9 protein-coding genes are annotated in these 12989 nt (G+C 68.2%); all 9 read right to left on the minus strand.

Going from position 1 to position 12989, the window contains the following annotated elements:
• Positions 1-282: 282 nt before the first annotated feature.
• Positions 283-1455 (minus strand): BMP family ABC transporter substrate-binding protein, encoded by a 1173-nt coding sequence (locus tag ACHMXA_RS25260; protein ID WP_395316775.1) that lies wholly within the window; start codon positions 1453-1455, stop codon positions 283-285.
• A 49-nt stretch (positions 1456-1504) separates the two neighbouring features.
• Complete coding sequence (locus ACHMXA_RS25265; RefSeq protein WP_395316776.1) at positions 1505-2425, minus strand: ABC transporter permease; 921 nt, start codon at positions 2423-2425, stop codon at positions 1505-1507.
• Between the two features lie 2 nt (positions 2426-2427).
• Positions 2428-3576 carry an ABC transporter permease gene (locus ACHMXA_RS25270; protein ID WP_395316777.1) on the minus strand — a complete coding sequence of 383 codons (1149 nt, stop codon included), beginning with the start codon at positions 3574-3576 and terminating at the stop codon, positions 2428-2430.
• On the minus strand, positions 3569-5101 hold the full coding sequence (locus ACHMXA_RS25275) for an ABC transporter ATP-binding protein (protein WP_395316778.1): 1533 nt from the start codon (positions 5099-5101) through the stop codon (positions 3569-3571). The genes ACHMXA_RS25270 and ACHMXA_RS25275 overlap by 8 nt, the downstream gene beginning before the upstream one ends.
• 124 nt (positions 5102-5225) lie before the next feature.
• On the minus strand, positions 5226-6626 hold the full coding sequence (locus ACHMXA_RS25280) for an NCS2 family permease (RefSeq protein WP_126024316.1): 1401 nt from the start codon (positions 6624-6626) through the stop codon (positions 5226-5228).
• A gap of 75 nt (positions 6627-6701) precedes the next feature.
• Positions 6702-7712, minus strand: coding sequence for a LysR family transcriptional regulator (locus ACHMXA_RS25285; RefSeq protein ID WP_395316779.1), 1011 nt, complete (start codon positions 7710-7712; stop codon positions 6702-6704).
• Positions 7713-7873: 161 nt separating this feature from the next.
• Complete coding sequence (gene xdhB, locus ACHMXA_RS25290) at positions 7874-10339, minus strand: xanthine dehydrogenase molybdopterin binding subunit (RefSeq protein ID WP_395316780.1); 2466 nt, start codon at positions 10337-10339, stop codon at positions 7874-7876.
• A gap of 2 nt (positions 10340-10341) precedes the next feature.
• Entirely contained in the window at positions 10342-11955 is a 1614-nt protein-coding gene (gene xdhA / locus ACHMXA_RS25295; RefSeq protein ID WP_395316781.1) for a xanthine dehydrogenase small subunit, read from the minus strand.
• Between the two features lie 187 nt (positions 11956-12142).
• On the minus strand, positions 12143-12880 hold the full coding sequence (locus ACHMXA_RS25300) for a TSUP family transporter (RefSeq protein WP_395321371.1): 738 nt from the start codon (positions 12878-12880) through the stop codon (positions 12143-12145).
• Between the last annotated feature and the right edge of the window lie 109 nt (positions 12881-12989).

Here is a 12989-nt window from a genome sequence, read left to right on the forward strand (position 1 = left end):
GGGACTCGCCACGGTCGCGTTCCGCCCTGCGACGGTACGTAATAGTGACACTAATTGTTACTTTAGCGGAGACCAAGAGGTTTCAGGTAGGTAACCCCTCAAAAAAGAAAACCCGCAACACGTGCGGGCTGTTAGAACTTTTCGGTGTATATGCGTGAACTACGTCACAGAGCGAACCCCATTCGGGAACACCGCCGGAACCGGCTTCGCCGGGCCGCAGGTGTCGCCCCCGGTAGGGCGTTTGGCGCAGCGACACGAAGTGCGCGCAGCCTGGAGGCGAGCTTATTTCTTGTCGCCGCCGGGCACCTTGCCTTCGACGCCCTTGACGTAGAAGTTCACGCCCGACAGGAACTTGTCGTCGGCCACTGCGTCCTTGGCGACCACTTCCTTGCCGTCCTGGCCGAGGATCGGGCCCTTCCAGATCGCGAAGCTGCCGTCCTTCAGGCCCTTCTTCACTTCCTCGACCTTGGCCTTGGTCTCGGCCGGCACGTCCTCGGCGACGGACACGAGGTCGATCGCGCCTTCCTTCACGCCCCACCAGGCCTGGCCGGTGGCCCACTTGCCGTCCAGGGCTTCCTGGGTGGCCTTGATGTAGTACGGCGCCCAGTTGATGGTGGCCGAGGCCAGGTGGGCCTTGGGACCGTAGGCGGTCATGTCGGAATCCCAGCCGAAGGCGCGCTTGCCCTTTTCCTGCGCGGTCTTGAGCACGGCCGGCGAGTCGGTGTTCTGGAACAGCACGTCGGCGCCGCCGTTGATGAGGGCGGTGGCGGCCTCGGTTTCCTTCGGCGGGCTGAACCACTCGTTCACCCACACGACCTTGGTCGTGATCTTCGGGTTCACCGACTGCGCGCCCAGCGTGAAGCTGTTGATGTTGCGCAGCACTTCGGGAATAGGCACCGAGCCGACCACGCCCAGCGTGTTGCTCTTGGTCATGGCGCCGGCAATGATGCCGGCCATGTACGCGCCCTCGTACGTGCGGCTGTCGTAGGTGCGCATGTTGTCCGAGGTCTTGTAGCCGGTGGCGTGCTCGAACTTCACTTCCTTGTTGTCGGCCGCGACCTTCAGCATGGGCTCCATGTAGCCGAAGGTGGTGCCGAAGATCAGCTTGTTGCCCTGGCCGACCATGTCGCGGAACACGCGCTCGGCGTCCGCGCCCTCGGGCACGCTCTCGACGAAGGTGGTCTTGATCTTGTCGCCGAATTCCTTCTCGAGCGCCTTGCGGGCGTTGTCGTGCGCGAAGGTCCAGCCGCCGTCGCCAACCGGGCCGACGTATGCGAATGCGATGTTCAGCGGCGCTGCCGGGGCCGGAGCCGCTGCGGCGGGTGCCGGGGCCGGCGCGGGTGCAGCCGCGGGAGCCGCCGCTTCTTCTTTCTTGCCGCAGCCGATCAGGGCCGCCGAAGCGACCGCCGTGAGGGCGGCCAGCTTGAGCAGGGAGCGCTTGTTCAGATCATTCATTGTCGGAAATCCTCAAAAGGACAGGTTGGCGGGAAAACGAAAAACGCGATTATGAGCCGGGGTAGAACGGTTTCCCGATGGAAGCCGGCATGTTGGCGCGGATGAAGGCAGGGTTGCGCGAGATCAACGCCAGCACCACGATCGGCGCGATGTACTGCAGCATGCTGAGGAACTGCGCCGGCACGTCGACGCCGCTGCTCTGCAGGTGAAAGCCCAGCATCGACACCCCGCCGAACAGGTAGGCGCCCAGCAGCACGCGCACCGGCCGCCAGGTGGCGAAGGTGGTGAGCGCCAGCGCGATCCAGCCTCGACCGGCCACCATGCCCTCGACCCACAGCGGCGTGTACACCGTCGAGAGATACGCGCCCGCCAGCCCGCACAGCGCGCCGCCCGCGATCACCGCCATGAAGCGGATGCGCCGCACCGGATAACCCAGCGCATGCGCCGACTCCGGCGACTCGCCCACCGAGCGCAGCACCAGCCCCGCACGCGTGCGGTAAAGGAACCAGATCAGCCCGAAGGTCAGCACCACCGCGAAATACACCATCGGGTGATGGCGGAACAGCGCTGGCCCGACCAGCGGCAGGTCGCCCAGCACCGGGATGGCGTACGAGGCGCTTTCCGGCAGCTTGGCCTGCACGAAGCTGATGCCCGCGAAGGCCGAGAAGCCCACGCCGAAGAGGCTCAGCGCAAGCCCTGTCGCGTACTGGTTGGTGTTGAGCCAGATCACCAGCACACCGAAGAAGGCCGCGAGCAAGGCGCCCGCCGCCATGCCCGCGAGAAAGCCGAGCCAGGGGTTGTGCGTGGTGACGACCGTCGCGAAGCCCGCGATGGCGGCGCACAGCATCATGCCCTCGGCGCCGAGGTTGACGATGCCGGCCTTCTCGTTGATGAGCAGGCCCAGCGCCGCGATGGCGAGCACGGTGCCCGCGCTCAGGGTTGAACCCAGCAGGAGTGCGTAGCTTTCCATGGTCAGTTGCTCCCTTCGGTGGCACGCGCGACGGGTGCGGTAATGGGCGTGCTCGCCTGCAGCGAGGCGGTGGTCATGGAAGAGGCGGCCTTCGCAGCCGCCTTGCGCCGGATGCGGTAGGCGATCAGCGTGTCGCAGGCCAGCAGCGTGAAGAGCAGCAGCCCCTGGAACACGCCGGTGAGCGACTTCGGCAGCCCCAGGCGCGATTGCGCGAGTTCGCCGCCGATGTAGAACATGCTCATCAGGATGGCCGAGAAGATCATGCCCACCGGATGCAACCGCCCGACGAAGGCCACGATGATGGCCGCGAAGCCGTAGCCCGCCGGCACGTAGGGCGTGAGCTGGCCGAGCGGCCCGGCCACTTCGAGCGCACCGGCCAGGCCGGCGGCGGCGCCCGAGGTCAGCAGCGCGACCCACACCGCGCGCCGCGCCGAGAAGCCGGCGTAGCGCGAGGCCGCCGGAGCCAGCCCGCCGACCTGCTGCGCGAAGCCCGCGCGCGTGCGGAACAGGAACACCCACAGCGCCCCCGCCCCCACCAGCGCAATCACCAGCCCGATGCTCACGCGCGAGCCCTTGAACAGGCGTGGGATCTGCGTGACCGCTTCGAAGGTCTTGGTCTGCGGGAAGTTGTAGCCGTACGGGTCCTTCCACGGCCCGTAGACCATGTAGCCCAGCAGCAGCGTGGCCACGTAGACCAGCATCAGGCTCACCAGGATCTCGTTGGCGTTGCACCTGTCGCGCAGGAAGGCGACGATGCCCGCCCACACCATGCCGCCGACGATGCCCGCCAGCAGGATCGCCACGACGATCCACTGCCCCGTGTTCTTGTCGGCCAAAAGCGCCACGCCGCCCGCGGCGATGGCGCCGAACACGAACTGCCCCTCGGCGCCGATGTTCCACACGTTGGAGCGGAAGCACACCGCCAGCCCCAGCGCGATGATGAGCAGCGGCGTCGCCTTCACCATCAGCTCGCCGATGGCGTAGCCGTTCTTGATGGGCTCGTAGAAGAACACCAGAAGGCCCTTGACCGGGTCCTTGCCGAGCGCGGCGAAGAGCGCCACGCCGATCAGCACGGTAATCAGCAGCGCCAGGATCGGCGAGGCATAGCTCCAGAAGCGCGAGAGCTCCGGGCGCGGTTCGAGCTTAAGCATGGGCCGCCTCCGAGGTCTTGTTGCCGGCGCCGTGCCACAGGCCGCTCATCCACTCGCCGATCTGCTGCAGCGTCGCTGCGGCACGGTCGATGGAAGGCGACAGCCGCCCCTTGGCGATCACGTGCAGCCGGTCGCAGATGTTGAACAATTCGTCGAGCTCCTCGCTGATCACCAGCACCGCGCAGCCCGCGTCGCGCAGCGCGAGGATCTCGGCGTGGATCAGCGCGGCCGCGCCCACGTCCACGCCCCAGGTCGGCTGCGAGACGACGAAGAGCTTCGGCTTTGCGTCGATCTCTCGCCCGACGATGAATTTCTGCAGGTTGCCGCCCGAGAGCGAGCGCGCCGCCGCTCTTGGTCCGCCGGCCTTGACCTTGAAGCGCTCGATGATGGCCTTGGCCTGGAGCTCCAACGTGCCGGTGCTGATCCAACCGCCACGGCCCACCGCCTCGCTGCGTGTGAGAAGCAGGTTGTGCGCGAGCCCCAGCGTGGGCACTGCGCCGCGGCCCAGCCGCTCTTCCGGCACGAAATGCAGGCCCAGCGCACGCCGCGCCCGAGGCCGCAGCCGGCCGGCGGGCTTGTCGAACACGCGCACCATCGGCGCCTCGGCCCGCACGTCCTCTCCGGAAAGCGCGTAGAGCAACTCCTTCTGGCCGTTGCCCGAGACGCCCGCGATGCCGACGACCTCGCCCGCGCGCACCTCGAAGGAGATGCCGTCGAGATCGACGCCGAACTGGTCCTCGCGCGCCAGCGACAGCCCGTCGACGCGCAGCGCCACCGCACCCGCGTGCACCGGGCGGTGCTGCAGCGGCGGCGGCTCGCTGCCGATCATCAGCCGCGACAGCGACTGCGTGCTCTCGTTCTGCGGATTGCACACCCCCGTCACCTTGCCGCCGCGCAGCACGGTGCAGGCGCTGCAGAGTTCCTGGATCTCGTGGAGCTTGTGGCTGATGTAGAGGATGCTGCAGCCCTCGGAAGACAGCTTCTTCAGCACCGTGAAGAGCTTGATCACCGCCTGCGGCGTCAGCACCGAGGTCGGCTCGTCGAGGATCAGCAGCCGGGGGTTGGTGAGCAGCGCGCGGATGATCTCCACCCGCTGCATCTCGCCCACCGACAGCGTGTGCACCGGCCGCGCCGGGTCGATGTCGAGGCCGTACTCGCTCGCCTTGGCCGTGATGCTGCGCGTGACCTCGGCCAGCTGCAGCGACTTGTCCAGTCCCAGCCAGACGTTCTCGGCCACCGTGAGCGTGTCGAACAGGCTGAAGTGCTGGAACACCATGCTGATGCCCAGCGCCCTCGCCTGCTGCGGGTTGCGCAGGCTGACGGCCTGGCCGTCGAACATCACCGTACCTTCGTCGGGCTTGACCGACCCGTAGATGATCTTCATCAGGGTCGACTTGCCGGCGCCGTTCTCGCCGAGCACGGCGTGGATTTCGCCGGGCGCGACGCTCAGGGAGATGTCGCTGTTGGCCACCACCGCGGGATACCGCTTGGTGATGTTCGCGAGCTGGAGTCTGGGGGTTGTCATGCCGGGTTTCGTGGATTTGTCTCGTTCAACAGCAACAAAGCGGGAACGGCCATGAGTCTAATGGCGTCCCCGCGACCATCGGCGCCCGACGGCGCTTCGCTCAGCTCTCAGTTCATGGCTTCAATCAGTGCCCGCCGATGTAGGCGAACTTGAAGAGGAACACGGCTGCGATGACCCAGACCATCGCATGCACTTCCCGTGCCCGCCCGGTGCACAGCTTCAGCACGGCGTAGGTGATGAAGCCGAAGGCCAGGCCGTTGGCGATCGAGTAGGTGAAGGGCATGGCCAGCGCGGTCACTGCCGCAGGGATCACCTCGGTGGTGTCCTCCCAGTCGAGCTCGACCAGGTCGCGCAGCATCAGGCAGCCCACGAAGAGCAGCGCCGGCGCGGTGGCGTAGGCGGGCACCGAGCCCGCCAGCGGCGAGATCATCAGGCAGGCCAGGAAGAGCAGCGCCACCACCACGGCCGTGAGGCCGGTGCGGCCGCCCGCCTGCACGCCGGCCGCGCTTTCCACGTAGGCCGTGGTGCTCGAGGTGCCGAGCAGCGAGCCCGCGAAGATCGCGCCGCTGTCGGCCAGGAGCGCCTTGTTCATGCGCTCCATCTTGCCCGGCACCAGCAGGCCGGCGCGCTTGGCCACGCCCATCAGCGTGCCGGTGGCGTCGAACATCTCGACCAGGAAGAACACCAGCACCACGTTCAGGATGCCGCCCTTGAGCGCGCCCAGGATGTCCAGTTGCATGAAGGTGGGCGCGATGGACGGCGGCGCGTCGAACACGCCGTGGAACTTGTTGCCGCCGAAGAAGAACGACAGCACCGTCACCGTGATGATCCCGATCAGGATCGCGCCGCGCACTTTCAGCTTGTCGAGCGCCACGATGATGAGGAAGCCCAGCGTCGCCAGAATTACCGGCGCGGAGTGCAGGTCGCCCAGCGTGACGAAGGTGGCGGGCGATGCGGCCACCACGCCTGCGCTCTTGAGCGCGATGAGCGCCAGGAACATGCCGATGCCCACCGTGATCGCCGTTCGCAGCGACTGCGGTATGCCCTGTATGAAGAGCTCCCGCAGCCCCGTGACCGTGACGATCAGGAACAGGCAGCCCGAGATGAACACCGCGCCCAGCGCCACCTGCCACGTGTAGCCCATGCCCAGCACCACCACGTAGGAGAAGTAGGCGTTCAGGCCCATGCCCGGCGCCATGGCGATCGGGTAGTTGGCGTACAGGCCCATGATCAGCGTGCCCAGCGCCGCGATCAGGCAGGTGGCCACGAAGACCGCGCCCTTCGGCATGCCCGCATCGCCCAGGATCGAGGGGTTCACGAAGATGATGTAGGCCATCGTCAGGAAGGTGGTCAGCCCCGCGATGACTTCGGTGCGCACCGTGGTGTTGTGCGCATCGAGCTTGAACAGGCGTTCAAGCAGACCCGAGCCGCTTGCGCTGCCCACAGCCGCGCGCGGACGCGCGGACTCGACATGCCCCGGCGCGCGGGGCTCGGCGCCTTTCGGCGCCTGTTCAAACGTACTCATTTCGCTTGTCTCCAGCTGTTGTAGTGGCGGTTTCATCGTTGCCCCGCTCACGACGCCGGCGCGAACGGGGTTCTCTCAGGGATCCGAGGTTTCAGGTGCGGCGGGCGGGCGCGCTGTCGTGCCGGGGGCGCCGGGTCCGCCGGGTATGGCCGAAACCGGAGGCCGCAGCGACGCCGCCACCTCCTTGATGCATTCGCGCAGCCAGCGCGCCGAGCTCGACGAATGGGTGCGTTCGTGCCAGAGCTGGTAGTACATGAGGCGCGGCAGCGCCACCGGGCATTCGAGGATCTTCAGCGGCAGCCGCGAGGCGAAGCGCTCGCAGTACTGGCGCCCCGTGGTCAGCACCAGCAGGCTGGAGGCCACCATGTCGGGGATCAGCCCGAAGTGCGCGCAGCGCGCCGTGATGTTGCGCTGCCGCCCCAGCTCGTCGAGCATCTGGTCGATGATGCCGCGCCCGCCCGGGTGCATGGGCGTGGGCGCGATGTGCTCGGCCGCGAGCCAGGTCTCCAGGTCCCAGCCGCGGCGCACCGCCGGATGGTCCTTGTTCACCAGCGAGACCACGTCGTCCCCGAAGAGCCGTGCCATGTGCAGGTCTTCCGGCGGCTTGAGCCAGTTGCCGATCACCAGGTCGACCTGGCCGAGCGCCAGGTGCCCGTGGTAGTCCGAATCGGGCGAGAGCGCGTGGATCTCGATCTGGCACAGCGGCGCGTCGCGCTTGACCTGCGCCACCAGCATGGGCAGGAAGAGCGGGTCCATGTAGTCGCTGGCCGCGATGCGGAAAGTGGTGGCGGCCGACTGCGGATCGAAGCCGCGGGCATCCGAGAACAGCATCTCCGCCGCGCGAAGGATGCTGGCCGCCGGCTCGATCATGCGCAGCCCCGCATCGGTGGGCACCATGCCCGAACCGGAGCGCACCAGCAGCGGATCGCCCGAGAGCTCGCGCAGCCGCTTCAGCGCCGCCGACACCGCCGGCTGGTACATGCCAAGGCGGATGGCAGCGCGCGAGACGCTGCGGTCGGTCAGCACGGTGTGCAGAACCCGGATGAGATGAAGATCGATCTTGTCGAAAAGAGCCTGGTCACGCATGGGGCTCCCCCCAGTCTTCGCGCACTTCGTGTCGCTTCGCCAACCCCCTACCGGGGGCAACACCAGCGGCCCGGCAAAGCCGGTTCCGCGGTGTTTCGCGAATGGGATCGGGGCGTGTGGCATTGGGAGGACCTTGGACATGCGCCAAAGTCTACGAGTGACTATGCGGACTGGACAGCCGAGATGGCGCGAAGGATCGACTCGCTCGTGGCCGGCGCCTTCAGCGGCGGATCGACCCTGTGCCCGCCCGCGGCAGACACCGCGTCGCGGATCGCGAAGAACACCGAGAACGGCAGCAGCAGCGGCGGCTCGCCCACGGCCTTGCTGCGGTGGATCGAGTCCTCGAAGTTCTGGCCCTCGAACAGGCGCACGTTGAACACCGGCGGGCAGTCGTTGGCCGTCGGGATCTTGTAGGTGCTGGGCGCGTGCGTGGTGAGCTTGCCCGCGTTCCTGGAGCCGTCGGCAGGATGCCACACCAGCTCCTCGGTGGTGAGCCAGCCCATGCCCTGGATGAAGGCACCCTCGACCTGGCCGATGTCCACCGCCGGGTTCAGCGACTTGCCCGCGTCGTGCAGGATGTCGGCGCGCAGCAGCTTCCATTCGCCGGTGAGCGTGTCCACGATCACCTCGCTCACCGCCGCGCCGTAGGCGTAGTAGTAGAACGGGCGGCCCTGCATCCTGTCCTTGTCCCAGCTCAGGCCGGGGGTGGCGTAGAAGCCGTCGGACCACAACTGCTTGCGGTCGAGGTAGGCCTCGCCCACCACGGTGCTGAAGGCCAGCGAGCGGCCGTTGACCTCGACCATGTCGTTGGCGAAGCGCACTTCGCTCGCCTTGCCGCCGTGGCGCTCTGCCGCGCATTCGGCCAGGCGCTCTTTGATCTGGCGCGCCGCGTCCTGCGCCGCCTTGCCGTTGAGGTCGGCGCCGGTCGATGCGGCCGTGGCCGAGGTGTTCGCCACCTTGGTCGTGTCGGTGGCCGTGACGCGCACGCGCTCGAAGCTCACGCCGAGCTCGTGTGCCACCACCTGGGCCACCTTGGTATTCAGGCCCTGCCCCATCTCGGTGCCGCCATGGTTCACCAGGATCGAGCCGTCGGTGTACACGTGCACCAGCGCGCCGGCCTGGTTGAAGTGCTTCACGTTGAAGGAGATGCCGAACTTCAGCGGCGCCAGCGCCAGCCCGCGCTTGAGCACGGGGCTCTTCGCGTTGAAGGCGGCGATATCCTCGCGCCGCGCGCGGTAGTCGCTGCTGGCCTCCAGGTCGGCCACGAGTTCGTGGACGATGTTGTCCGTCACGGTCTGGCGGTACGGCGTGACGTTGTTTTCGGTCTTGCCGTAGAAGTTGATGCGCCGCACATCGAGCGGATCGCGCTTCAGCGCGCGGGCCACCGAGTCCAGGATGTTTTCGATGGCGATCGCGCCCTGCGGGCCGCCGAAGCCGCGGAAGGCCGTGTTGCTCTGCGTGTTGGTCTTGCCCGAGAAGCCGTGCATGGCCACGTTGGGCAGCCAGTAGGCGTTGTCGAAGTGGCACAGCGCACGGGTCATCACCGGGCCGGAGAGGTCCGCCGAGTGGCCAGCGCGCGAGACCATCGCGATCTCCGCGCCGAGGATGCGGCCCTCGCCGTCGTAGCCCACTTCGTACTCGTACCAGAAGCAGTGGCGCCGGCCGGTGACCATGAAGTCGTCGTCGCGGTCCAGCCGCAGCTTCACGGGGCGCTGCAGCTGGCGTGCCGCGATGGCGGCCACGCAGGCGAAGAGCGCCGACTGCGATTCCTTGCCGCCGAAGCCGCCGCCCATGCGCCGGCATTCGACGTGCACTTCGTTCGACTGCAAGTGAAGCGCGTGCGCAACCAGGTGCTGCATCTCGCTCGGATGCTGCGTGGAGCAGTGGATGTGCAGCGCGCCGCCTTCCTTCGGAATGGCGTAGCTGATCTGGCCTTCCAGGTAGAACTGCTCCTGCCCGCCCACGTCGAAGGTGGCCTTGTGGCGGTGCGGCGCCGCGGCGATGGCAGCGCGCACGGCCGCCTCGTCGCCCTCGTTGGCGGCACCGCCGCTGCGCACGATGTGCATCGGCGGCACCACGTACTGGCCGCGCTCGTGCGCGGCCTGCGGCGTGAGCACGGGCGGCTGCGCCTCGATGGTCAGCGCGTCCCTGGCCTTCGCGGCGGCGCGGCGCGCGGCGTCGCGGGTCTCGGCGATCACCGCGAACACCGGCTGGCCGAGGTAGCGGATCTCGCCGCCGTCGTTCACCGGCAGCAGGATGGGGTCGTCGTGGATGATCGAGCCGCAGTCGTTGGTGCCCGGAATGTCGTCGGCCGTGATGACCGCAACCACGCCCGGCATCGCGCGGATGGCGTCCAGCGAGATCGCCGTGACGCGCCCGTTGGCCGCCGGCGAAAGCCCCAGCGCGCAATGCAGCGTGCCGGCGAGCTCGGGAATGTCGTCGATGTAGGTGGCCTCTCCGGCCACGTGCAGATGGGCCGACTCGTGCGGGCGGCTGATGCCCACGCGCATGCCGCGCTCGTGCGCCAGCGCTTCGGCGCCCACGTCGATGCGCGCGGCGGTGTTGGCCAGGTAGTCGGCGAAGGCCTCGGCGGGCTGCAGCAGGCGGGCGTCGATGGGTTTGTTCATGGTCAGACTCCTTGCGCCGCCGCGTTGACGGCGTGGGGCATCACGCTCCAGACGCTGGTTTCCTCGATCGGCAGCGCGTCTTCGGCGCGCGTTTCGAGCCAGAGGCGCTGGATGAGGTTCTGCGCCACCAGCAGCCGGTAGTCGGCCGATGCGCGCATGTCCGACAGCGGCTTGAAGTCCTGCGCCAGCGCGAGCCTGGCGGTGGCGACGCTGGCCTGCGTCCACGGCTTGCCGACCAATGCGGCCTCGGCGTTCGCTGCACGCTTGACCGTCGCGGCCATGCCGCCGAAAGCCAGGCGCACGGCCTTCACCGTGTCGCTGCCCGCCTCGAGCTCGATCGCGAAGCCCGCGCACAGCGCCGAGATGTCGCAGTCGAAGCGCTTGCTGATCTTGTAGGCGCGCACCTGGCGCGTCATCGCGGCATGCGGAACGGCCAGCCCCAGAACGAACTCGCCCGGCTGCAGCTGGTTCTTCATGTAGTCCAGGTAGAAATCGGGCAGCGGCATCCGGCGCACCACTTCGCCGCGGCGCAGCTCAATCTGCGCGTCGAGCGACATCAGCACCGGCGGCGAATCGCCGATGGGCGAGCCGTTGGCCACGTTGCCGCCCATGGTGCCGGCATGGCGGATCGGCGGCGAGGCGAAGCGCAGCCAGACCTCGGCGAGGCTGGGCACGCGGTCCACCAGCGCGGCGAAGGCGGATTCGAGCGAGGCGCCGGCGCCGATGTAGAGCTCACCACCGTTGTCCGGGCGGTCCTCGATGGTCTTCAGCTCGGCCACGTCGCCTACGTAGATGATGTCGCCCAGGTCGCGGAACTGCTTGTTGACCCACAGGCCCACGTCGGTGGAGCCGGCCAGCAGCTGCGCGCGCGGCTTCTGCTCGCGCAGGGCGGCGAGCTGGGCCAGCGTCTTCGGGGCGTGGAAGTGGTCGATGCGCGCGCCCAGCGGGGCGGCGTAGTCGAAGCCCTCGTTCTTCAGCGCGGTGAGCGCGGCGACCACGGGTTGGGTGTCCAGGCGCACGGCGGGCAGGTCGAACATGCGCTGGCCGGCGTCGAGGATGGGGCGGTAGCCGGTGCAGCGGCACAGGTTGCCCGAGAGCTCGTCGGCCAGCTGCTGGCGGGTGGGCTGGGTGCCTTCGGCCTGGTGGTGCTCGTAGCTGGCCCACAGCGACATCACGAAGCCGGGCGTGCAGAAGCCGCACTGGGAGCCGTGGCAGTCGACCATGGCCTGCTGCACGGGGTGCAGCGTGTGAACCGCGTGCTTGCCGTTGCTGCCGGTCTGCGTCTTCGGCAGGCACTGCGCCTGCGCCTTGAGGTCTTCGACCGTGAACAGGGCCTTGCCGTGAAGCGTGGGCAGGAACTGGATGCAGGCGTTGACGGTCTGCAGGCTCAGGCCGTCGACGGTGCCGGGGGCCTGGGGGTCGGCGGCCAGCTCGCCGATGACGACGGTGCAGGCGCCGCAGTCGCCTTCGTTGCAGCCTTCCTTGGTGCCGGTGCAGCGGGCGTCCTCGCGCAGCCAGTCGAGCACGGAACGGGTCGGATGGACGCCGGTGACGTCGACGATCTTTCCGCGATGGAAGAAGCGGATCGGTTGAATCTTGCTGCTGTCGGTGCTCATGCTTTTAGGGCTCGTGGGCGACCCTTCGTGGGTCAGTCATGGACGTTAGCGGCTTGTCCGGCCTCTTGCATACGCGGGTGCCCATAACGCGTATGTGGGGGCCGGTATGCCACGTACGGGGAAACCCTTGCGTGGGGGTTGCAATTCCCGGGCCACTCGGCGATTTTCGGACGACCCCGGGGAAGGTTCAGCGTTGCGCGATGGCCACCCAGGCGGTGGCCACCAGCGTCGAGCCCGCCACCGCGAGCAGCCCGCCGACCAGCCACTTGAGCGTGCGCGGCTGCAGCTTGTTGGGCAGTCGGTGGTGCAGCCGCGTCACCCCGTAGACCACCGGCATCGCGCAGCCGGCCAGCAGTGCCGAGCGCAGCGAGAAGTGCCCCGTGGGCACCACGATCACCAGCCGCACCAGCGAGTTGAAGGCGAACATCAGCAGCAGCGCGCGCCGCACCAGCTCGCGGTCCAGCGGCTGGCGGTACATGTGGAAGACGATGGGCGGCCCCGAGCTGGAGAACAGCCCGCCCAGCACGCCCGACAGCCCGCCGATGACGGCGAAGCTCCTGCTTCCCGACACCACCGGCAGCGGCTTCGCCTGCAGCACCAGCAGCACCGCGCAGCCCAGGATCGACACGCCCAGCAGCCCGCGCAGCCAGTCGACCGCGCCGCCGCTGAGCCAGGTCAGGAGCATCAGGCCGACGATCACGCCCACCGTGCTGCCGTTGAGCGCCGGCTTCATCAGCTGCCAGGGCACCACGCCCGGCCGGGCGCGGAAATACGTCCAGGCGTTGATCAGGCTCAGCACGGTGGCCGCATTGGCGGTGTCGCTCACGCTGGCGACGTGCAGCACCGACACCAGCCCGAGCAGGATCAGGCTGAACGCGAAGCCGGTGAGGTTCTGCGCATAGGTGGCCAGCGCCACGCAGGCCATGAAGACCAGCACGGGGCCGGCCTGGGAAAGGATCGCTTGCACCGGCAGGTCGTCAGGGTGCGACGGGAAGCGCGGGGCGAGAAGGGGAGCGGGATGCGGGGAAAGGAGG

Origin of the sequence: Variovorax sp. UC74_104 (assembly GCF_044055375.1) — a bacterium.
Classification (GTDB): domain Bacteria; phylum Pseudomonadota; class Gammaproteobacteria; order Burkholderiales; family Burkholderiaceae_C; genus Variovorax.